Source organism: Agrobacterium sp. fls2-241-TYG-188a, assembly GCF_030209845.1.
On record NZ_JARVRD010000007.1, the window covers coordinates 59,203 to 80,752 of the forward strand.

Below are 21,550 nucleotides of genomic sequence, written 5' to 3' on the forward strand. Positions count from 1 at the left end.
CCCACACATATTTAAAGACGGTCTTTCTCTTCATGGCTGAAATGAAGCTTCAGGAACTTAAGAGCAAATCTCCTACCGATTTGCTGACTTTTGCCGAATCCCTGGAAGTCGAAAATGCGAGCACGATGCGCAAGCAAGAGCTCATGTTTGCAATCCTCAAGGTACTGGCAAGTCAGGACATCGAGATCATCGGCGAAGGCGTCGTCGAGGTCCTGCAGGATGGTTTCGGCTTCCTGCGTTCGGCGAATGCGAATTATCTCCCGGGCCCTGACGACATTTATATTTCGCCGTCCCAGATACGCCGCTTCTCTCTGAAGACAGGCGATACGGTTGAGGGACCGATCCGTGGTCCCAAAGAAGGCGAGCGTTATTTCGCGCTGCTCAAGGTCAACACGATCAATTTCGATGATCCGGAGAAAATCCGTCACAAGGTCCATTTCGACAATCTGACGCCTCTTTATCCGAATGACCGCTTCAAGATGGAGCTGGATGTTCCGACATCGAAGGATCTCTCGGCCCGCGTGATCGATCTCGTTGCACCGCTCGGCAAAGGTCAGCGCGGCCTGATCGTGGCGCCGCCGCGGACTGGTAAAACTGTCCTGCTGCAGAATATTGCGCATTCCATCACGGCGAACCATCCAGAGTGCTATCTGATCGTGCTGTTGATCGATGAGCGGCCGGAGGAAGTCACCGACATGCAGCGCTCGGTCAAGGGAGAGGTTGTCTCCTCTACCTTCGACGAACCCGCTGTTCGGCATGTACAGGTCGCCGAAATGGTCATTGAAAAGGCCAAGCGTCTGGTGGAACACGGCCGTGACGTCGTGATCCTGCTGGACTCGATCACCCGTCTTGGCCGCGCCTATAACACGGTTGTTCCATCCTCCGGTAAGGTTCTGACCGGTGGTGTTGACGCCAATGCCCTTCAGCGCCCCAAGCGCTTCTTCGGCGCGGCGCGTAATATCGAGGAAGGCGGATCGCTCACGATTATCGCGACCGCTCTGATCGATACTGGAAGCCGCATGGACGAAGTCATCTTCGAAGAATTCAAGGGTACGGGTAACTCGGAAATCGTTCTTGACCGCAAGGTCGCAGACAAGCGCATCTTCCCGTCCATGGATATTCTCAAGTCCGGCACGCGTAAGGAAGACCTGCTTGTGCCTCGCCAAGACCTGCAGAAGATTTTCGTGCTCCGTCGCATTCTCGCCCCGATGGGCACTACAGATGCGATCGAGTTCCTGATCGACAAACTAAAGCAGACGAAGAACAATGGCGATTTCTTCGACTCCATGAACACTTAAGTCGTCTGTTTTATAAGAAGTGATCAGGCCGCGTCCCATGGGCGCGGCCAATTTCATTGTACTGATGGTGTGAGGTCTTATCGCAGAAAGGTCGTTCCGCTCATCTGCGATGTGAGAGTTGATCTGATGACGATATCGCAAGACACTATTTACGCATTATCGAGCGGCTCACTTCCCGCTGGAGTGGCTGTAATCAGGCTAAGCGGCGCGAAAGCGCAGAGCGCCTTGAGTCAGTTGATTGGCGGCGATCTCCCTAAGCCCCGTTTTGCCGCCTTGAGAACGATTCGTAACCGAAATAATTCTCCAATCGATCAAGCTCTTGTGTTGAATTTCCCGGCGCCAAAATCCTTTACGGGGGAGGATTGCGTAGAGATTCATGTCCACGGCGGACGTGCCGTCGTAGATGCTGTGTTCGCAGAACTTGGCTCCATAGATGGTATGCGTGCAGCGGAAGCAGGAGAGTTCTCCAAAAGGGCCTATGATAACGGAAAGATGGACCTGGTCGAGGTCGAAGGACTTGCTGATCTCCTCAAAGCTGAGACAGAGATGCAACGTCGATTGGCGCTGGAACAGACAAGCGGTAACCTTTCTGAGCTATATGACGACTGGGCTAACAGGCTAACCAGATGTCGAGCATTCATTGAGGCAGAACTGGACTTTGCTGATGAAGATGATGTTCCTGGCTCGATTTCAGACCGGGTCTGGGTCGAAGTGGGGGCAATTCGCGATGAACTTGTATCTCATCTCCGAGCAGCTGAGCACGCTGCGATTATCCGCGACGGTTTTAAAGTTGCCCTTATTGGCGCACCGAACTCTGGCAAGTCCAGCCTGCTTAATGCCTTAAGCGGTAGAGACATCGCCATCGTTACTGATATCGCGGGGACAACACGTGATGTCCTGAGTGTCGACCTCGATCTTGGTGGCTATCTTGTAACGATCTTCGACACCGCCGGCCTAAGAGAGACTGACGACGTCGTTGAGAAGGAGGGTGTGCGACGGGCAGAGAAAACAGCCGCCGCTGCCGATATGGTGATCCAGCTCTCGGCTTTTGATTCGGCTCCGCAACAATTTATCAACGTCTCCGCTGAAGCTTTTGCAATATGGTCGAAATCAGATTTAGCACCGGGGCGCGACGACATTGCCAGCCTGCGGGTGTCTTCCAAGACCGGCGATGGATTAGAGGAACTGAAGAGCCTTATCCGAAATCAGATCGAAAACAAAACTGGCTCCGGCCTTACGCTGGCGCCCGGCAGGCTCAGGCACAAAAATAGGCTTGTAGAGACGTTGAACTATGTTAGTGATGCCCTTAATTCGACCGATACAGATCTGGCAATCAGGTCCGAATATCTTCGTCTCGCTGCGACAGCGCTTGGGCGAATTACTGGCCGCGTTGACGTAGAGCAATTGCTAGGCGTCATCTTCTCCGAATTCTGCATCGGGAAGTGATTCACGTGAAACATTCGGATTTTTCCGACGAGGCATTGAACAATATGACCTATGACGTTGTTGTTATTGGCGGTGGACACGCCGGATGTGAAGCCGCGGCCGTTTCGGCTCGATACGGCGCTGAGACAGCGTTATTAACCCATAACAGGGCGACGATCGGGGTAATGTCGTGTAACCCCGCCATCGGTGGTCTTGGTAAGGGTCACCTTGTCCGCGAGATTGATGCAATGGACGGCCTCATGGGTAGGATGGCGGACGCTGGCGGTATTCAGTTCAGGATGCTGAACAAGAAGAAGGGACCCGCCGTTCGCGGCCCTCGTACGCAGGCAGATAGGCGTCTCTACCGAGAAGCGATGCAGTCCGAAATTGCATCAACGCCCAATCTTACTGTCATCGAAGGGGACGCATGGGACGTCGAGACGCGCGATGGCGCAGTCATTGCTGTCGTTCTCGCGAATGGACATCGGTTGCCTTGCAAGGCGGTTGTTCTCACTAGTGGTACCTTCCTCCGTGGCCTTATTCATATCGGTTCCGAAAAGACACCTGCGGGAAGAATGGGCGAGAAACCCTCCCTGGGTCTTTCTGCAACGCTTGCCAGAGCAGGCTTGGCGATGGGTCGGCTAAAGACTGGAACGCCCGCCCGACTGGATGGCCGGACGATAGATTGGCTTTCGGTTGAGCGACAGGGAGCAGATGAGGATCCTGTTCCCTTTTCATTGATGACCGATACGATCGTCAATCCGCAAATCGAGTGCGGGGTAACCCGAACGACGCCTGCTGGGCACAAGATAATTCAGGATAATATCCATCTTTCAGCAATGTATTCCGGGCAGATCGAGGGCGTCGGGCCACGCTATTGCCCGTCCATAGAGGATAAGATCGTCAGATTTGGCGAGCGCGACGGACACCAGATTTTTCTTGAGCCAGAAGGTCTGGACGACCACACGATTTACCCTAACGGTATTTCAACGTCACTTCCCCTGTCTGTCCAAGAACAATTTGTCAAAACGATACCAGGTTTGGAAAACGTCACGATCCTCCAGCCCGGTTATGCGATCGAGTACGACTATGTAGATCCTCGTGAATTGCACATGTCGCTCGAAGTAAAGAAAATACCTGGACTCTTCCTCGCCGGTCAAATTAACGGCACGACTGGCTACGAAGAAGCCGCGGCTCAGGGCTTGGTTGCGGGCATCAATGCTTCCAGGCATGCGTCTGGTGCTGACGCAGTTCATTTCAGCCGAACTGAATCCTATATTGGCGTCATGATTGATGATTTGACGTCAAAGGGCGTCAGCGAACCTTATCGCATGTTCACGTCGAGAGCTGAATATCGATTGTCTCTCAGAGTCGATAATGCAGACCTCCGACTGACGCCACTAGCGATGTCTTTGGGAATTGTTGGAACATCTCGCTCCGAAAAGTTCTCCAATCTTCTTGAAAAACTCGATGGGGGTCGAAACTATCTAAAGGCATTATCGATTAGCCCTTCTCAAGCCGCCAAACACGGCCTTCAAATCAATCAAGATGGCCAACGCCGTAACGCTTATGAGCTGCTAGCTTATCCTGATATCGATACAGCAAGGCTCAAGATCATTTGGCCAGAGATTGCATCGCTGTCCCCAAAGGTCTCGGAAATTTTGGAGATTGAAGCGAGCTACGCCGTTTACATGCAGCGGCAGAGTGCCGACATTGTCGATATAAAGAGAGATGAACAACGTATCATTCCAGATGATTTCGATTTCTCCACGATTTCTGGACTGTCAACCGAACTGCGACAGAAGCTGCAAAAGGCGCGGCCAGCCAATATATCACAAGCGACACGGGTCGACGGGATGACCCCGGCTGCCATTTCTTTGATATTGGCCCTCATACGTAAATCTGCGGCCCAAGATCGGTTGCAATCACACTCCTAACGAGTCCTATAATGATTATAAACGGTCAGAGTGTTTCACGTGAAACACAACAGCGCCTCGAGCATTTTGTTGAATTATTTAAGAAATGGAATGCTGTTACGAATCTCGTGGCGCCTTCCACGCTTCATGATATTTGGACGCGCCATATTGCTGACAGTGTGCAAATTTTTCAGCTCCTGCCAGAGCCAATCCGCTGGGCGGATCTTGGCAGCGGTGGCGGATTTCCGGGAGTCATAACCGCAATTCTGCTTGCTGAGACAGGCGGCGGATGGGTCAATCTGGTTGAGAGTAACCATAAGAAGGCTGGTTTCTTGCGCCTGGCTTTGGCTGAGACAGGGGCAAGAGGCAGTATCCATCCGGTCAGAATTGAAACGGCACCGGAAACCGTTGGTACGGTTGATGCCATCTCGGCTCGAGCACTTGCAGATCTCGACACTTTGCTCGGATATGTCCATCCCTGGGCGGCTGCGAACGAAAAATTGCGCGCGCTGCTCAACAAAGGCAGGGATTATGAAGCCGAGTTGGAAAAAGCTCGTGGTCGTTGGCAGTTTGATCTGATAAAACACCAAAGCAGCATCGACGCAAACTCCGTTGTTCTGGAGATCAGCAATTTGCATCGACGTGCTGATTGACCAAGTCAGGTGCCGTTCAATGTTGGAAAAGAACCGAATAATAACGATCGCTAATCAAAAAGGCGGTGTCGGTAAAACGACGACTGCCATAAATCTTGCCACCGCCCTTGCTGCAATAGGCGAGAAAGTTCTTGTTATTGATCTAGATCCGCAAGGGAATGCGAGCACGGGACTTGGAATTGATAGGCGTGAGCGCAAGTTTTCTTCCTACGACCTGCTGATCGGCACAAATACGGTTTCTGAAACGGCGGTCCCAACTGCGGTCCCAAATCTCGATATTGTTCCATCGACAATGGATCTTCTTGGATTCGAGATGGAGGTAGCGAACGCGACAAACCGCGTTTTCCTGCTAAAAAAGGCTCTCGAAACCACTGACGCCCGTGCATATTCATATGTATTAGTGGACTGCCCCCCATCCTTCAATTTGCTGACGATGAACGCGATGGCAGCAGCGCACTCTGTCCTCGTTCCTCTTCAGTGCGAATTCTTCGCCCTTGAGGGATTAAGCCAATTGCTCGATACCGTCAGCCAGATAAAGAGCACCGTGAATCCAGCTCTGGATATTCAAGGCATCGTGTTGACGATGTTCGACTCCAGGAACAATCTGGCGCAGCAGGTGGTGAGTGACGTAAGGACCCATCTCGGCGAGAAAGTCTATCATACACTTATACCGCGAAACGTTAGAGTGTCTGAGGCGCCATCTTATGGGAAGCCCGCCATTCTATATGACTTGAAATGTGCTGGCAGCCAGGCCTATCTGCAGCTGGCCTCTGAAGTTATTCAGCGCGAGCGTTTACGCAAGGCGGCATAGTGCCTCGCGTCACCTATTGGCCAGATGCAATCGACCCTAGTTAATGTGTGGAGTATCTTATGAGCGATGATCTATCGAAGCGCCGACTTGGGCGTGGCCTCGCGGCGTTGATCGGCGAGATGGATCAACCCCTTCCTGTTGGGGAACCTCAGCGGACGGTCAACGCCGACCGTACGGTGCCAATCGAATTTGTCGCTAGAAGCCCTCGCAACCCTCGCCGTCACTTCGATGAGAATGAGCTGCAGGATTTGGCATCGTCAATCCGCCAGCACGGGATCGTTCAACCGGTTGTTGTTCGTACCGTGGCAGACAATCGCTTTGAAATCATTGCCGGTGAAAGGCGCTGGCGTGCGGCACAACTGGCAGGCTTCGCAGAGATACCTGTTATCGTCCGCGATGTCGACGATCGGACCGCGCTCGAACTTGCAATCGTTGAAAACGTTCAGCGTTCAGACCTCAACCCCCTCGAAGAGGCTCTGGGCTATGATCAGCTTATCGCGGAACATGGCTATACCCAGAATGATCTTGGCGAAATCATCGGCAAGAGCCGGAGCCACGTTGCTAACAGTCTGAGGCTGCTCAAGCTTCCAGAGCCTGTCAGAGATATGCTCGCAGAAGGGTCATTGTCGGCGGGTCACGCCCGCGCTCTGGTATCAACGTCAGATCCGGTTCAGCTGGCAAAAACGATCGTCGCTAAGGGGCTCTCTGTACGTGATGCCGAACGGATTGCTCAGGCGGACATCAAACAACAACTCGACCCCACGCAAAGTCGCAAAGCGGAAAATGAAAAAGACTCTGACACCGTGGCGTTGGAGCGCACTTTGAGCGACGCACTGGGGCTTGATGTGAAGATTACCCACAAAGGCAGCAGCGGTAACATCCGGATCAATTACCGGACTCTCGAACAGCTCGAGGCAGTTTGCCGCTTGCTTGAACAAAGATGATGAAGAGCATACGTTAAGTGGCCAGGGTAGTTTCTTTCCTCTGGCCGAACTGCGCTCTTAATCAAAAGTCGATAGCGCGCCCCTTTATTTCGTAGTCCCCGAAACGAACTGGCTCTGCGCCGCCTCGCCCACCGGTTTCTGGCGGCAGTTCCAGTTCTTTCGCCTTCAAGCGTCGGGCCTCAGCCTCATCAAGCGCACGTTGTGCTGCTGGCGAGATTTTCCTAGGGTTTTCACCCGTGTTGTCGTTGTCGGCATCGTGCATGTCTTCTGGTCCATGGAGTCATTGAAAAACGTATCTCAGTAACCAGATTATACGCTGTGCTGATCTTTGATAAGCAATTTCATATCTGGAAGGAGCGTTTTAGATGAACTTGATGCGTACGGCCATGTTGTTGGCGTTTATGACGGCCTTGTTCATGGGCATCGGGTTTCTCATCGGCGGCAAAGGCGGCATGATGATCGCGTTCCTCGTTGCCGCAGGTATGAACTTCTTCTCCTACTGGAATTCGGACAAAATGGTCTTGAAAGCCTATCGCGCCCAGGAGGTGGATGAGCGCACTGCACCTGAATTCTTCGTGATGATCCGAGATCTTTCCCAAAATGCCGGTCTGCCGATGCCTAAGGTCTATGTCTATGACAGCCCGCAGCCGAACGCCTTTGCGACGGGCAGGAATCCGCAAAATGCTGCCGTCGCGGCTTCGACGGGCCTGTTGCAAAGTCTAACGCCGCAGGAAGTCGCAGGCGTCATGGCACACGAGCTGGCGCATGTTCAGAACCGCGATACATTGACGATGACGATTACCGCGACACTGGCGGGCGCCATATCGATGCTCGGCAATTTCGCATTCTTCTTCGGAGGAAACAGGGAAAACAACAATCCTCTCGGCTTCATAGGTGTGCTGGTCGCCATGATTGTCGCGCCACTTGCGGCGATGCTGGTGCAAATGGCGATAAGCCGTACGCGCGAATATTCCGCCGACCGACGCGGCGCAGAGATATGTGGCAACCCTCTTTGGCTGGCATCAGCACTTCAAAAAATTTCTGGGGCTGCGCGACAAATCCATAATGACGATGCGGAGCGTAATCCTGCCACCGCGCATATGTTCATCATCAATCCTCTGTCCGGCGAGCGGATGGACAATCTCTTTTCCACGCACCCAAATACGGAAAACCGGGTCGCAGCCCTTCAAGCTATGTCGCAGGAATTCACGCAGCCATCGACCTACGGTCAATCAGATGGTACAGCGATGCGAAAATCCCGCTCCGTGCCCAAAGTTGGCGCATCTGGCGGAAGCAACAGCGATCGCAAAGGGCCTTGGTCTTGACATTGAACAATCCTGCCAAACCGGCAAGGCAACAAAAACGAAATCAGTCTGGCAGGGCGCATGAAGGTTCTGAAGCCAACTCCGATTGGAAGCCCGGACTTGCTGCGCGTGTTGCGGCGGTCAAAATCATCTCTGCGGTTCTCGACAAGAAAACATCTCTCGACGGAATGTTGGACGGGGAAAATGGAAATCCCGCTTATCGCGCACTGAGCCTGGCGGACCGCGCGCTGGTTCGCGCCATTGTCAATACGGCGCTCCGCCACCTGCCGCGGATCGAGGCTGCCCTGGCGTCCCTTCTTGACGGGCCACTTCCGCAAGGCGCACGTTCACTACACCATGTGCTTATGGTGGGTGCGACGCAGATGCTCTATCTCGATGTTCCCGACCATTCTGCCGTGGATCTGGCCGTCGAGCAGGCGCATCGTGACCCACGAGCAAGACGTTTCGTCAAACTTGTGAACGCTGTATTGCGTCGACTTGGACGAGAGAAGCAGACAGTCATCGAGTCAATTTCGGCCGTTCCCGTTCTTCCCGCTTGGTTTTATTCGAGACTGGCGAAGGTGTATGGCGACGATGCGGCCAGCCGTATATCCGACGCTCAGCTTATTCCCTCTGTCATCGATGTCACGGTGAAATCAGATCCTGATTTCTGGGCGGAAAAACTCAATGGCAAAGTCATGCCCAATGGCAGTGTCAGGCTGAATTCCTTTGAAGGTGCAGTTTCTGCGCTGCCTGGTTTTGATGATGGCGAATGGTGGGTTCAGGACTTTTCTGCGAGTATGCCTGTCCGCCTCATGGGCGATCTGACGGGGAAACGCGTTGCGGATCTCTGTGCCGCGCCGGGTGGGAAAACAGCGCAGCTCATCCTGGCTGGCGCTGAAGTTACCGCTCTCGATCAATCTGGAAATCGCCTTCGCCGCCTGCGCGAAAATCTCAAACGATTGAAGCTTAACGCCGAAACGATTGAGCTCAACATGTTGAAATTTCAACCTGATGAGTTGTTCGATGCGGTCCTGCTTGATGCGCCCTGCTCTTCCACAGGCACATTGCGCAAGCATCCGGACGTGTGCTGGACAAAGGATGCCGCCGATATTGCAAAACTGGCAGCCCTTCAGGAGCAGATGCTGCGCCATGCTATCACGCTTGTGAAGCCGGGTGGCATCATTGCCTTCTCCAATTGCTCGCTTGATCCCTCGGAAGGCGAAGAGATGGTGGCCAAAGTTCTCAAAAGCGAGAAGACGCTCGAACGTATCCCGCTGTCGTCCTCTGCCTTTCCTGAAATGGCATGTGCCATTGACGCGAGTGGCGATATGAGAACGACGCCAGATATGTTCGGGGGTGTCGATGGCTTTTACGCGAGCCTTTTGCGCAGACGGTAAGTAGGTCTCGGATTCCGATAGCCATTTTTGGTGTTTGGTACCCGCACGCGGCACCCGCGTGGGGCAGCTGTAGGTTTCTCCGTTAACGAAACATGAAGCTTTTCATGAAAGATTGAATGACTTGTCAAATGCTGCCTGGCAGCCGTAATCATCTGAAATACCACAAGTCCTTGCGTAAACGGGAATTACAGGTTTGGTAGGCTCCCTGAAGAGCGGCTTCGGTGTTGCGAGGTTGTTTTTGCGCATCCTCTGGAACAGTACCATGATTGGTATTGCGCCTTTGCGTATACGATTTTTCACACTCACGGATCGGACGCCCACGGGCCTGGTAGCAGCCCCGACCGATCTCCATGCCGTCGACCCCTATATAGCCGAAGAACTCGTGCGCGGTCGCATCGCGTTGGCAGGGCGCATCTTGGAAACCGGCGGAGTGTCGCCTTTTACAGTGGACATGCCAACGCCGGAATTCGAGGAAGCGCTCCATGCTTTTGGTTGGCTTCGTCATGTCAGGGCCAGTAAATCTGAAGAAGCGTCTGTTCGCGCGCGTATTCTCGTTTCCGACTGGATGGCTGGACATGGACGCAGAATTGTCGGTGCGGCCTGGAAGAGTGAAATCGTCGCTGAGAGATTGATCGCCTGGCTGTCTCACTCCCCGGTTATTCTGCAAACCGCGGATGCGGGCTTCTATCGACGATTTCTGAAGAGCCTCGGCTTTCATGTGCGCTATCTGAGCCTTATTGCGAAGCACGCTCCAGATGGCGAAACGCGGCTCAAAACCCGCATTGCCCTTGCCATGGCATCTATTTCGTTACCCAACCGGCCATCGAGAATTGCCCGCCATGGCATGAAGCTTGATAAGGAACTGGAGCGGCAGATATTGCCGGATGGCGGGCATATCTCGCGCAATCCTCGCATCATGCTGGATCTTCTGCTCGATCTTCTGCCTTTAAGACAAAGCTACATCAATCTGGGACATGATGTACCACCCGGTCTTGTGCCGGCTATTGATCGCATGTTTCCTGCTATCCGCTTCTTTCGACATCAGGATGGCGACCTTGCGCTTTTCAACGGTTCTACAGCAACTCTTGCGAATGAGCTCGCATCTGTGCTGCGATATGATGAGACATCCGGGCGACCCTCCCGTACTTTGCCTGACATAGGCTACCAGAGGCTTTCGGTTGGTGATACGTCAATACTGGTCGATACCGGAATCCCGTCGCGTCTTGAGCTCTCGAAGGGTACGCATTGTGGTTGCCTGTCTTTCGAATTCTCGTCCGGCAGAAGCCGATTTATTGTGAACTCGGGTTATCCAGCTTTCGCAGCCCCCGCATTCCAGCGCGCAAGCCGATCCACTGCAGCTCATTCCACAATCACCATTAACGACACCTCATCCTCTCGTATTTCCCGATCCAGCCTATTTGGGCCAATCATGTATCCGGGCGTCACCGACGTTACGGCAACCCGTGAAACAGATGTTAAAGGCTCCGACATCCTTACAGCGTCGCATGACGGCTATCTCAAGAGCTTTGGATATATCCATCAGCGTCAGATCGAGTTGAATGCCGATGGGAGCAAGATAAAGGGACGCGACCTGGTGCAGGCCCAGCATGACGACCCGAAACGTCTGTCGGTTTCGGATGAGGTCGTCTGTCGGTTTCACATTCACCCCTCCGTCGAACTGGTTTCTCTCGATGAGGAGTCTGTCATGATGCGGGCAACGGACGGGACAAGTTGGGTTCTTGTGGCTCCAGGACATGTCCTCTCCATTGCCGATGATGTGTTCATGGCGCATGCTTCGGGTGTTCGTCCTTCTCAGCAGATAGAAATTTCCTGCATGGTCACAGGCAGCGTTGACATCCGCTGGCTCATAGAGCGACGGGTTTAAGCCTCCGCAAAGGCCATGCACATACCTGCATGAATTGCAGCTTGGACCGTCGGCTCTGTTTATTATTCGACAAAGCTGTGCTAACGCGGCGGCTATCGCTGGAGGCGTGTCTCCGGCCGGTCCTTTCCGCATCACGGAGTTTCCCGATGGCTGTCGTTTCAAAGAAGATTCCCGCCCCAGATAAAGTCAAGATCCGCACTGCTCTGCTATCTGTTTCAGACAAGACCGATATCATCGAGCTGGCCAGTACCTTGATCAAGCTCGGCGTCAAGCTGCTGTCCACCGGCGGGACATCCAAGGCCATCGCCGATGCGGGCCTGCCAGTAACGGATGTTTCCGACATTACCAATTTTCCGGAGATCATGGATGGGAGGGTAAAGACGTTGCACCCGGCTGTTCATGGCGGCCTTCTCGCCATTCGTGATGACGCAGAACATGTGGAAGCCATGCGTGCGCATGGAATAGAAGGCATCGATCTTGCGGTCATCAACCTCTATCCCTTTGAAGACGTCCGGGCCAAGGGCGGCGATTATCCCACCACAGTCGAAAATATCGATATTGGCGGCCCTGCCATGATCCGCGCCTCGGCAAAGAACCACGCCTATGTCACCGTGATCACCGATCCGTCTGATTATCCTGCACTGCTTGAGGCTCTTCAGTCCGACGATGGCCAGACAAGCTATGCTTTGCGTCAGACATTTGCTGCGAAAGCCTATGCGCGCACCGCAGCTTACGATGCGGCAATTTCAAACTGGTTTGCCGATGCTCTCAAGATCGAAACTCCACATTATCGCGCCATCGGCGGCGTCTTGAAAGAGAAGATGCGCTACGGTGAAAATCCGCATCAGAGTGCGGGTTTTTACCTCACGGGTGAAAAGCGGCCGGGTGTGGCAACAGCCACGCTGTTGCAGGGCAAGCAACTCTCCTACAACAATATCAACGACACCGACGCAGCCTATGAACTCGTTGCCGAGTTTTTGCCGGAGTCTGCGCCCGCAGTGGCAATCATCAAACACGCCAACCCTTGCGGCGTGGCGACGGGCAGCACTCTTCTGGAAGCCTATAAGCGGGCGCTCGCTTGCGACCCCGTCTCGGCCTTCGGCGGGGTGATCGCGCTCAACCGCACGCTTGACGCTGAGACGGCCGAGGAAATCATCCAGCTCTTTACCGAGGTCATCATCGCCCCTGACGTGACCGAAGAAGCAAAGCTGATTGTTGCTCGCAAGCCCAACCTCAGGCTTCTGTCGGCAGGTGGGCTGCCTGACGCGCGCTCTCCCGGCATCACCGCCAAGACCGTTTCTGGCGGGCTTCTGGTCCAAAGCCGCGACAATGGCATGGTGGAAGACCTCGATTTGAAGGTCGTCACCAAGCGTGCACCGACACCGCAAGAGCTTGAAGACATGAAGTTCGCCTTCAAGATTGCCAAGCACGTGAAGTCCAACGCGGTGATATACGCCAAGAACGGCCAGACCGCAGGTATCGGTGCCGGCCAGATGAGCCGTATCGACTCCGCGCGAATTGCAGCGCAAAAGGCCGAAGATGCGGCGAAAGCCATGGGCCTTGCAGAGCCGCTGACCAAGGGTTCCGCTGTGGCGTCCGAAGCATTCTATCCATTTGCGGATGGCCTGCTGGCCGCAATTGCCGCGGGCGCAACGGCTGTTATCCAGCCGGGCGGCTCAATGCGTGACCAGGACGTCATTGATGCGGCCAACGAGCATGATGTCGCGATGGTCTTTACCGGTATGCGTCATTTCCGCCATTGATTGATACCTAGCCCAATGAAAAAATGCCGCCGTTGATTTGGAGATCACGGCGGCATTTTTCATGGTTTCACGTGAGACACAATTCAGGTGACGGCTCCGACCTGCCACGGCACGAATTCATTGTCGCCGTAGTCATAGATTTCACTGACTGTCTTATCTCCCGAGGCGACGGCAATGATGTGCTCGAAAATTCTTTCGCCGGATTCTTCTATCGTCTCGTTGCCAGTTACGATCTCTCCGCAGTTGATGTCCATGTCTTCCCGCATGTGCTCGAACATTTCGGAGTTGGTGGCAATCTTGATGCAGGGGGCTGGTTTGAAGCCTGAAACAGAACCACGTCCCGTGGTAAAACAGATGACGTTGCATCCTCCGGCAACCTGCCCCGTTACGGCCACAGGGTCGTAGCCCGGGGTGTCCATGAAGACAAAACCTGGTTCCGTGACTGTCTCCGCGAATTCATAGACGGCCTTCAGCGGCATGGAGCCGCCCTTGGCCACGGCGCCAAGTGATTTTTCGAGGATTGTTGTCAATCCGCCCAGCTTGTTTCCATGCGAGGGATTATTGTTCAACTCGTCGCCGTTGCGAGCCGTATAGTCTCGCCACCAATCGATCCGTTGCAGAAGTTTTTCCGCGACTGCAGGTGTTGCTGCTCGGCGCGTCAGCAGATGCTCGGCACCGTAGATTTCGGGTGTTTCTGCCAGAACGGTGGTGCCGCCATTACGGACGATCAGATCGGAGGCATATCCAAGTGCCGGATTGGCCGATATCCCGGAATAGCCGTCGGAGCCTCCGCATTCCAGCGCCACCTTCAGGGCAGACAAGGGTTGTTCGCTTCTTTGCGCGGCATTCACACCGGGCAGCATTTCCTTGATATGGGCGATGGCGGCATCGATGGTTTTGCGGGTGCCACCATGCTGCTGGATTGTCATGGTGCGAAGGCGGACACCCTCTTCCATTTTGTAGTGCTCTAGGATCGGCGCGATCTGGTTGGTTTCACATCCCAATCCAATCAGCAGAATGCCGCCAAAATTCGGGTGGCGGGCGTATCCCTGGATCGTGCGGATCAGAAGTCGGTAACCCTCGGATTTTGTATTGATCGCACAACCGCTGCCATGCGTCAGCGCCACAACGCCATCGATGTTGTCATAGCCATCCAGACCGCCATCGCGGTTGAAATAATCTGCTATGTAGCGCGAGACGGTCGCGGAACAGTTCACGGAGGCAATGACGCCGATGTAGTTGCGCGTGCCGACGCCACCTGCCCCGCGGTCAAAGCCCATGAAGGTGCGCCTTTGAGCAAGCGGCAACATTCCCTTTTCTTCAATATCGACGCTGAAATGGTGGGCATGTTCCGAGGGCACCATGGCGAGGTTGTGCAGGTGAACAAGCCGCCCGGCCTCGATGTCCTGCGTAGCCACGCCGATTACCTGGCCATATTTCAACACCTCTTCGCCGATACCTATCGTCTTCAGGGCAACCTTATGGCCGCGTCCGATTAGATCCAAAGCCTTCAGGCCATTCCTGCCCGTTTCCCCTCCGGCTGGAATGGAGCGGCGCGCCACCGCGACATTGTCGCGCGTGTTGAGCAAAATGGTTGCCTCTGAGTTCTCGGTCACGCGGTTTCCTCCCTCGTCATTCATCGATCAGTTCTCGACCCATCTGCGTCTGGAACTGTCCAGATGCAGATGCATGGCGGCCTGCGCCAGCAGCGGGTCTCGTGCTTCGAGCGCGGCCAATATGGCCTCGTGCTCCTGCAAGGCAAAAATCCAGGTGTTCTTGTCTTCGAACTTCACCCGAAATTGCGCGGAAATTGGGCTGTGGCGTTCATCAAACAGATTCTCCACCAGTCTCGCCAGAACGCCGTTGCCAGACTGTTCGGCAATGATCACATGGAACTGGCGGTCCTGATCGAGAGGTTTGCGCCCTGCATCGATCTCGTGGCGCATGGCGTCCAGCGTCGCTCGCAGATTTTCCATGGCTGCGGGCGTGATGCGGCTTGACGCCAATTGGACGGAAGCGCCCTCCAGCGCAGCCCTCGCCTGCATCAATTCGGATGGGCTTTCCCCCAGCGACTTCGTGCCAGAGCGGACCTCCGGTGGCTGCACGGAAACATAGACGCCTGACCCCATCCGGATTTCGACGCTGCCGTCAATTTCGAGCGCAATCAATGCCTCTCGCAGCGATGGTCTCGAAACCCCGAGCCTCTGCGCAAGCTCGCGCTCGGGTGGCAAGCGGGCACCTGGCGCGAACTCGCCGCCATCGACCAGTTCTCGTATCTGATCTGCAATTTGCTGATAGAGCCTTCTAGGCTCCGGTGTTTTGGCCTGACCAGTCATAAATTTCTTTCGATGGCTCTTTGAGACTGCCGAGTGGCCTTACCGTATTCATTGAAATGAAAACACGCAAGGAAATGTTTATCCGATTGAAATTCAATAGGTAATTTTTTATCTCCAAAACCTTCCGACCCTGTCTATGAGTTCAAATCACAATCATCTGCCAAATTGGCTTGACCAAATTTCAAAAGCGGCCTAACCATTTCGCACATTAGAAATGCCTTGGGTGGAGTTGAGGCATTTCCGGGAGGGTATCATTTGTCGCAGGACATCTCTGTCAATCTGGATTCCTCCGGGAGCGCGCAGTCGCACCTCGAGCACGGCCGCGTCCTGCTCCAGCTTGAGAATATCAGCAAGGAGTTTCCGGGCGTCAAAGCCTTGAGCGATGTGCATTTCGATCTTCGATCTGGCGAGGTTCACGCCATCTGCGGCGAAAATGGTGCTGGCAAGTCCACCCTCATGAAGATTGTCAGCGGCGTCTATCAGCCGACCAGCGGTACAATCCTGCACAAGGGGCGTGCGGTTCAGTATGCGTCTCCGCTGGAGTCGGAAGCCGCGGGCATCGCCATCATCCACCAGGAACTCAATCTCGTCCCCCATCTCAGCATCGCCGAGAACATCTATCTCGCACGTGAGCCCAGACGCGGGTTTCTGGTTGATCGAAAAAAACTGCGGGCGGATGCAAGCCGGTGTCTGCGCCGTCTCGGCATCGATCTTGATCCCGACCAGTTGGTCCGAGGCCTTTCCGTGGCCCAGTGCCAGATGGTGGAAATCGCCAAGGCACTGTCGCTCAATGCCGAGGTTCTCATCATGGATGAGCCAACCTCCTCCCTGACAGAGCAGGAAACCCGGCTGCTTTTCAAGGTCATCAGGGACCTCAAGGCCTCAGGCGTCGGCATCGTCTATATCTCGCATCGCCTTGATGAAATGGCAGAGATCGTCGACCGGGTGACCATCTTGCGGGATGGCCGCTATATTTCGACGGACGATTTTTCGGCCGTGACGGTGGACGATATCGTGACGCGCATGGTGGGACGTTCTCTTGAAGAGAAGTTCCCGGAGCGGATGTCGAAACCATCGGATGACGTGATATTTTCGGTAAAGGGTCTGAGCCGGAAGGGTGTGTTCCACGATATCAGCTTCGATCTGAGGCGCGGAGAAATTCTTGGCTTCGCCGGATTGATGGGCGCGGGCCGCACGGAGGTGGCAAGGGCTATCTTCGGTGCAGATGGATTTGATGCCGGCACAATTACATTCGAAGGTCGTGAGCTTGCCATCTCATCACCGCAGGACGCCATCGCCGAAGGAATTGCCTATCTTTCGGAGGATCGCAAAAGCGATGGTCTTGCAATCAAGATGTCGGTGGCCGCCAACACGTCGCTCGCCAACATGGATGCAGTCTCCAACCGCTTCGGCCTTATCGATTTCAAGAAACACGATGATGCCGCCAGGCGTTATGTCGATCTTCTCAACATCCGGACCCCGTCGATAAAGCAGACTGTCCGGCTGTTGTCGGGTGGCAACCAGCAGAAGATCATCATCGGCAAATGGCTGTTTCGGCAATCACGCATCCTGTTTTTCGATGAACCGACCCGCGGCATCGATGTTGGCGCGAAGTTCGCAATCTACAAGATCATGGACGAACTTGCCGCCAAAGGCATCGGCGTCATTCTCATCAGTTCGGAGTTGCCGGAAGTGCTTGGCCTCACGGACCGCATTGCCGTTTTTCACGAGGGCCGAATTACCGGCATCGTTGAAACGGCCAGGACCAATCAGGAAGAAATCATGCGCTATGCCTCCGGCTATAGCAGCGGAGACAGACATGTCAGATAATACGCCCGCGCCAAAGAGCTTCTCCTTCAGCGATCGGCAGAAGGATATCATCCAGAAATTTGCGGCCCTTGGCAGTCTTGTCGTGCTGACAATGGTGTTTTCCGCCACCAGCGATGCGTTTTTTACCGTCAACAACGCCATGACGATAGCGCTGCAGGTAACGTCGATTGCCCTTCTTGGTATCGGTGCGACATGCGTCATCATTACCGGAGGGATCGATCTCTCGGTTGGTTCGGTTCTGGCATTGGCGGGTGTCGTTGCGGCGCTGGCGGTCAAGGAACTGGGGATGCCGGTTCCCGTCGGCATGTTCTTTGGTATCCTGACCGGTTCCCTGTGTGGCCTGATCAACGGAGTGCTGGTCACGCGCTTCAAGCTGCCACCCTTTATCGCCACTCTTGGCATGATGCTGATTGCACGTGGCGTTGCCCTGCAGATCACCGGCGCCCGCGCCGTGTCTGGCCTTGGAGAATCCTTTGGCGAACTCGGCAACGGTTCGCTTTTCAAGGTGGTGACCATTGGTGATGATGGTTTCCCGAATGTCGTCTTTCCCGGCATTCCCTATCCGGTCATATTGATGATCGTCATCGCCATTGCGGTGGCCTTCATGCTCAACCGATCCGTGCTGGGGCGTCACATCTATGCGGTTGGCTCGAATGCCGAAGCGGCGCGTCTGTCGGGTGTCAATGTTGCCCGTGTGACCAACTTCACCTACGTGCTTTCCGGCACGCTTGCCGGGCTGACGGGCTGCGTTCTGATGTCGCGCCTTGTCACCGCCCAGCCCAATGAGGGTGTCATGTACGAGCTCGACGCGATTGCCAGTGCCGTAATCGGCGGCACCTCGCTGATTGGCGGTGTGGGTACCATTTCCGGTACCGCAATCGGCGCTTTCGTTATCGGCATCCTGCGCAATGGCCTTAATATGAACGGCGTTTCCGCCTTCACACAGCAGATCATCATCGGTCTCGTCATTCTCGGTACGGTCTGGATCGACCAGCTCCGTAACCGCCGCTGACGCAGTTTTGATGGCGTATGGTCTCTTTCGCGAGAAGAGAAACATATGAGAGGGTGCGGACCCATTCCGCGGGATGACCGGCGCGCGACGAGGAGATATCGCCTGCCGGTACTATGGAGGACATCATGAAAAGACTGACAACTGCCCTTTTGACGTCGGTTATCGCTCTATGGAGCGTCTCGACCGTGCAGGCTGGCGAAATCGCCGTCATCGTCAAGACCGTCAATTCCACCTTCTGGCAGAACGTCCAGAAGGGCGCAGATGCGGCGATGAAAAACTCATCCGGCAACACCATGACCTTCCAGGGCCCGGCGTCGGAATCCGCCATCGCAGATCAGGTCAATATGGTCGAAAATGCCGTCAACCGAAAGGTGTCCGGCATCGTGCTTGCCCCTTCCGATCCTGACGCACTTGTCCCAGCCGTCAAGAAAGCGTGGGAAGCCCGTATCCCTGTTGTGATTGTCGACTCGCAGCTCGCCAAGGGTGCCGAGCAGTATTACCAGTCGTTCCTTGCCACCGATAACAAGAAGGCGGGTGAACTGGCGGCTCAGGCACTGATCGAGAAGGTTGGCAAGGAAGGCAAGATTGCCGTCATGTCCTATGTCGCCGGTGCCGGCTCTGAAATCGGCCGCGTTGGCGGTTTCACTGACTATATCAAGGCCAATTCGAAGCTTGAGATCGTTGGCCCCTACTACTCGCAGTCGCAGATGGCCACCGCCCTGAACCAGACGACAGACGTTCTGGCCGCCAATGCTGATCTCAAGGGCATCTTTGGCGCAAATGAACCGACGGCCATCGGTGTCGGTCGCGCTCTGGCGCAATCCGGAAAGGCAGGAAAAGTCGTTGCCATGGGCTTCGACGGCAATCAGGATCTGCAGGGCTTCGTCAAGGACGGAACGTTGGCTGGCATCGTCGTTCAGGGCTCGTACCAGATGGGCGAAAAGGGCGTGGAAACCGTCACCAAGCTCATCAAAAAGGAAAAGGTCGAGAAGTTCGTCGATACCGGCGTCGTCGTTGTCACGAAGGACAATATCGACAAGCCGGAAGCCAAGAACGTCCTTTACTAAACAACAAACCTTGGGAGGGCGACTGCGGTCGCTCTCCCTGCCCTGATCCAGATGTGAGAGTAGCGCGATGAAAGTCTCCGAAAAACGTAAAATTCCGCGCCGGGATGTGGATGTCACGGTCATGGGCCTTGGTTGCGCGCAAATGGGAAACCTGTACCGCGTTACGCCCTATGAAGAATCGAAAGGTGCTTTCGATACGGCCTGGGAACACGGGATACGATATTTCGATACGGCTCCCTTTTACGGCTACACCCGCTCGGAGCGTCGCCTCGGCACCATGGTGACGGAGCATGAGCGTTCAGATTATACGCTGAGCACCAAGGTTGGACGTGTCATGGTGCCGGATGATACGGTAGGCCCGGAGGAAGATGCCTATGTCGCCCCCCTGCCCTTCCGCCCGGCCTATGATTATTCCTATGACGGAATTCTCCGGTCCTTTGAGGCCAGTCAGCAGCGTCTTGGCATTCTGAAGCCGGATATTCTTTACATTCACGACATCGGTACCGTCACACATGGGGACAGGCACGCGCATTACTGGGACCAGTTGACGAGTGGCGGAGGCTTCAAGGCGCTTGCGAAACTTCGGGATGAAGGCTCCACCGGCGCCGTCGGGTTGGGCGTCAACGAATGGGAAGTCGTCCGTGATGCTATGGAGATTTTCGATATCGACGTGGCGATGCTTGCCGGTCGCTATACGCTGCTGGAGCAGGATAGCCTGACTTTCATGGATACCTGTGCAGCGCGGGGCGTCGCCATCGTCGCAGCCGGTGCCTTCAATTCCGGAATCCTCGCGGGAAATCGCAAGTTCAACTATGCCGATGCGCCCTCCGATATCCTTGCAAAGGTCGATGCCCTGCATGACGCCTGCGATGAAATGGGGGTTTCGCTGCAAGCTGCCGCATTGCAATTCCCGTTGGCGCACCCTGCCTGCGTCACGGTTGTTTCCGGCGCGCGTAACGCGGCCCAGCTCTCCTCAAACATTGAATGGTTTGAGCAGGACATTCCCGCCGAGTTCTGGAGCGAACTGGAGAAGCGGGGATTGATTGCCGAAGGGGCACCCGTACCACGGGCCAGGGCGTCATCATGATCATCGATGCCCACCAGCATTTCTGGCGTCTTAAGGACCGTGATGGCCAATGGCCGCCCGCGTCTCTGGACGCGATCTACCGTGACTTTCTGCCCGACGACCTCCTGCCGCTGATCGGAAAGGCCGGGGTGGAGGGAACGGTGCTGGTGCAGACAATGGAGACGGATGCCGACACCGACTTCATGCTGGACCTGGCGGACGGCCATAGCTTCATCAAGGCTGTTGTCGGCTGGGTAGACCTGAGAGCCGAGGATGCGCCGGAGCAGATAGCGCACCGTTCGTCCCATCCGGCCTTCAAGGGTGTTCGACCCATGCTGCAGGACATTGCAGACATAGGCTGGATCTGTGACGCTGAGCTAGAACCTGCCATCACGGCCCTGATCAAGAGCAATCTTGTCTTCGATGCACTGGTTCGCCCGGCGCAGCTAGAAGACCTCCTCCGCTTTGCCCGCCGTTACCCAGCGCTGCCGGTCGTTATCGACCACGGCGCCAAGCCCCTGATTGCCAGCGGGCATTATAGTGCCTGGCGTCGCGATATGGCGGCGCTGGCAAGTCTTCCCAACGTTTACTGCAAGCTTTCAGGGTTATTGACGGAACGGGGAGAACAAAAGCCTGAGGCCGTACGTCCTTACGCTGAAACCATTCTGGATCTTTTCGGGCCGCAGCGTGTGATCTTCGGGAGTGACTGGCCGGTGTTACGTCTGGCTGGCGACTATCAGGATTGGCTGGATTTCTGCCGGGACATAATTCCCCCTATCCATCACGAAGCAATTTTTGGCGCAAATGCCGTTCGATTTTATTCTCTTTCTGACAGGTGAC

At 55.0% G+C, this 21,550-nt stretch carries 18 protein-coding genes; 15 read left to right on the forward strand and 3 right to left on the reverse strand.

Features of this window, described 5'->3' with window-relative positions:
- Positions 1-32 precede the first annotated feature (32 nt).
- The 6 genes from rho to QRN85_RS19205 all read left to right on the forward strand — a co-directional run bounded on the left by rho (position 33) and on the right by QRN85_RS19205 (position 7,047).
- Positions 33-1,298, forward strand: a complete 1,266-nt coding sequence (rho, locus tag QRN85_RS19180; protein WP_112964404.1) for a transcription termination factor Rho — start codon at positions 33-35, stop codon at positions 1,296-1,298.
- 126 nt (positions 1,299-1,424) lie between these two features.
- Entirely contained in the window at positions 1,425-2,744 is a 1,320-nt protein-coding gene (gene mnmE / locus QRN85_RS19185; RefSeq protein WP_284759776.1) for a tRNA uridine-5-carboxymethylaminomethyl(34) synthesis GTPase MnmE, read from the forward strand.
- A 44-nt stretch (positions 2,745-2,788) separates the two neighbouring features.
- The gene (mnmG, locus tag QRN85_RS19190) at positions 2,789-4,660 is read left to right on the forward strand and encodes a tRNA uridine-5-carboxymethylaminomethyl(34) synthesis enzyme MnmG (protein WP_284759912.1); all 1,872 of its coding nucleotides are present in this window, start codon (positions 2,789-2,791) and stop codon (positions 4,658-4,660) included.
- Positions 4,661-4,671: 11 nt separating this feature from the next.
- Positions 4,672-5,292, forward strand: coding sequence for a 16S rRNA (guanine(527)-N(7))-methyltransferase RsmG (gene rsmG, locus QRN85_RS19195; RefSeq protein WP_284759777.1), 621 nt, complete (start codon positions 4,672-4,674; stop codon positions 5,290-5,292).
- A gap of 19 nt (positions 5,293-5,311) precedes the next feature.
- On the forward strand, positions 5,312-6,103 hold the full coding sequence (locus QRN85_RS19200; RefSeq protein ID WP_284759778.1) for a ParA family protein: 792 nt from the start codon (positions 5,312-5,314) through the stop codon (positions 6,101-6,103).
- 59 nt (positions 6,104-6,162) lie between these two features.
- Positions 6,163-7,047, forward strand: coding sequence for a ParB/RepB/Spo0J family partition protein (locus QRN85_RS19205; protein WP_062589246.1), 885 nt, complete (start codon positions 6,163-6,165; stop codon positions 7,045-7,047).
- Positions 7,048-7,108: 61 nt separating this feature from the next.
- Here QRN85_RS19205 and QRN85_RS19210 read toward each other — a convergent pair whose 3' ends face one another.
- The gene (locus tag QRN85_RS19210; RefSeq protein ID WP_062589245.1) at positions 7,109-7,309 is read right to left on the reverse strand and encodes a DUF1674 domain-containing protein; all 201 of its coding nucleotides are present in this window, start codon (positions 7,307-7,309) and stop codon (positions 7,109-7,111) included.
- Between the two features lie 103 nt (positions 7,310-7,412).
- Here QRN85_RS19210 and htpX point away from each other — a divergent pair, with 103 nt between their 5' ends.
- The 4 genes from htpX to purH all read left to right on the forward strand — a co-directional run bounded on the left by htpX (position 7,413) and on the right by purH (position 13,399).
- Entirely contained in the window at positions 7,413-8,372 is a 960-nt protein-coding gene (gene htpX / locus QRN85_RS19215) for a zinc metalloprotease HtpX (protein ID WP_113093169.1), read from the forward strand.
- Positions 8,369-9,751: an RsmB/NOP family class I SAM-dependent RNA methyltransferase gene (locus QRN85_RS19220; protein WP_502870804.1), complete on the forward strand. Its 1,383-nt coding sequence runs from the start codon at positions 8,369-8,371 to the stop codon at positions 9,749-9,751. Before htpX ends, QRN85_RS19220 begins: the two co-directional genes overlap by 4 nt.
- Before the next feature lie 262 nt (positions 9,752-10,013).
- Entirely contained in the window at positions 10,014-11,636 is a 1,623-nt protein-coding gene (locus QRN85_RS19225) for a heparinase II/III family protein (RefSeq protein WP_284759780.1), read from the forward strand.
- A gap of 146 nt (positions 11,637-11,782) precedes the next feature.
- The gene (gene purH / locus QRN85_RS19230; RefSeq protein ID WP_284759781.1) at positions 11,783-13,399 is read left to right on the forward strand and encodes a bifunctional phosphoribosylaminoimidazolecarboxamide formyltransferase/IMP cyclohydrolase; all 1,617 of its coding nucleotides are present in this window, start codon (positions 11,783-11,785) and stop codon (positions 13,397-13,399) included.
- Positions 13,400-13,482: 83 nt separating this feature from the next.
- Here the strand turns inward: purH and QRN85_RS19235 are convergent, their stop codons facing one another.
- Together QRN85_RS19235 and QRN85_RS19240 are read right to left on the reverse strand one after the other, a co-directional pair.
- Positions 13,483-15,015 carry a UxaA family hydrolase gene (locus tag QRN85_RS19235; protein ID WP_502870805.1) on the reverse strand — a complete coding sequence of 511 codons (1,533 nt, stop codon included), beginning with the start codon at positions 15,013-15,015 and terminating at the stop codon, positions 13,483-13,485.
- Positions 15,016-15,042: 27 nt separating this feature from the next.
- A complete protein-coding gene (locus QRN85_RS19240) occupies positions 15,043-15,735 on the reverse strand; it encodes a FadR/GntR family transcriptional regulator (protein WP_113098366.1) in 693 nt (230 codons plus the stop codon).
- Between the two features lie 267 nt (positions 15,736-16,002).
- On the opposite strand from QRN85_RS19240, the gene QRN85_RS19245 reads away from it, so the two are divergent.
- From QRN85_RS19245 to QRN85_RS19265, 5 genes are all read left to right on the forward strand, one after another.
- Positions 16,003-17,565 carry a sugar ABC transporter ATP-binding protein gene (locus QRN85_RS19245; protein WP_502870811.1) on the forward strand — a complete coding sequence of 521 codons (1,563 nt, stop codon included), beginning with the start codon at positions 16,003-16,005 and terminating at the stop codon, positions 17,563-17,565.
- Positions 17,555-18,577: an ABC transporter permease gene (locus QRN85_RS19250; protein ID WP_062589239.1), complete on the forward strand. Its 1,023-nt coding sequence runs from the start codon at positions 17,555-17,557 to the stop codon at positions 18,575-18,577. Before QRN85_RS19245 ends, QRN85_RS19250 begins: the two co-directional genes overlap by 11 nt.
- 125 nt (positions 18,578-18,702) lie before the next feature.
- Positions 18,703-19,644, forward strand: a complete 942-nt coding sequence (locus tag QRN85_RS19255; protein WP_062589320.1) for an ABC transporter substrate-binding protein — start codon at positions 18,703-18,705, stop codon at positions 19,642-19,644.
- Between the two features lie 67 nt (positions 19,645-19,711).
- Positions 19,712-20,731 carry an aldo/keto reductase gene (locus tag QRN85_RS19260; protein WP_112964425.1) on the forward strand — a complete coding sequence of 340 codons (1,020 nt, stop codon included), beginning with the start codon at positions 19,712-19,714 and terminating at the stop codon, positions 20,729-20,731.
- Positions 20,728-21,549: an amidohydrolase family protein gene (locus QRN85_RS19265; RefSeq protein ID WP_284759783.1), complete on the forward strand. Its 822-nt coding sequence runs from the start codon at positions 20,728-20,730 to the stop codon at positions 21,547-21,549. The genes QRN85_RS19260 and QRN85_RS19265 overlap by 4 nt, the downstream gene beginning before the upstream one ends.
- Position 21,550 lies beyond the last annotated feature (1 nt).

Coding starts and splice junctions, on each gene's coding strand:
- rho (WP_112964404.1), top strand. CDS start 33: ATGGCTGAAATGAAGCTTCAGGAACTTAAGAGCAAATCTCCTACCGAT.
- mnmE (WP_284759776.1), top strand. CDS start 1,425: ATGACGATATCGCAAGACACTATTTACGCATTATCGAGCGGCTCACTT.
- mnmG (WP_284759912.1), top strand. CDS start 2,789: ATGACCTATGACGTTGTTGTTATTGGCGGTGGACACGCCGGATGTGAA.
- rsmG (WP_284759777.1), top strand. CDS start 4,672: ATGATTATAAACGGTCAGAGTGTTTCACGTGAAACACAACAGCGCCTC.
- QRN85_RS19200 (WP_284759778.1), top strand. CDS start 5,312: ATGTTGGAAAAGAACCGAATAATAACGATCGCTAATCAAAAAGGCGGT.
- QRN85_RS19205 (WP_062589246.1), top strand. CDS start 6,163: ATGAGCGATGATCTATCGAAGCGCCGACTTGGGCGTGGCCTCGCGGCG.
- QRN85_RS19210 (WP_062589245.1), bottom strand. CDS start 7,309: ATGCACGATGCCGACAACGACAACACGGGTGAAAACCCTAGGAAAATC.
- htpX (WP_113093169.1), top strand. CDS start 7,413: ATGAACTTGATGCGTACGGCCATGTTGTTGGCGTTTATGACGGCCTTG.
- QRN85_RS19225 (WP_284759780.1), top strand. CDS start 10,014: ATGATTGGTATTGCGCCTTTGCGTATACGATTTTTCACACTCACGGAT.
- purH (WP_284759781.1), top strand. CDS start 11,783: ATGGCTGTCGTTTCAAAGAAGATTCCCGCCCCAGATAAAGTCAAGATC.
- QRN85_RS19240 (WP_113098366.1), bottom strand. CDS start 15,735: ATGACTGGTCAGGCCAAAACACCGGAGCCTAGAAGGCTCTATCAGCAA.
- QRN85_RS19250 (WP_062589239.1), top strand. CDS start 17,555: ATGTCAGATAATACGCCCGCGCCAAAGAGCTTCTCCTTCAGCGATCGG.
- QRN85_RS19255 (WP_062589320.1), top strand. CDS start 18,703: ATGAAAAGACTGACAACTGCCCTTTTGACGTCGGTTATCGCTCTATGG.
- QRN85_RS19260 (WP_112964425.1), top strand. CDS start 19,712: ATGAAAGTCTCCGAAAAACGTAAAATTCCGCGCCGGGATGTGGATGTC.
- QRN85_RS19265 (WP_284759783.1), top strand. CDS start 20,728: ATGATCATCGATGCCCACCAGCATTTCTGGCGTCTTAAGGACCGTGAT.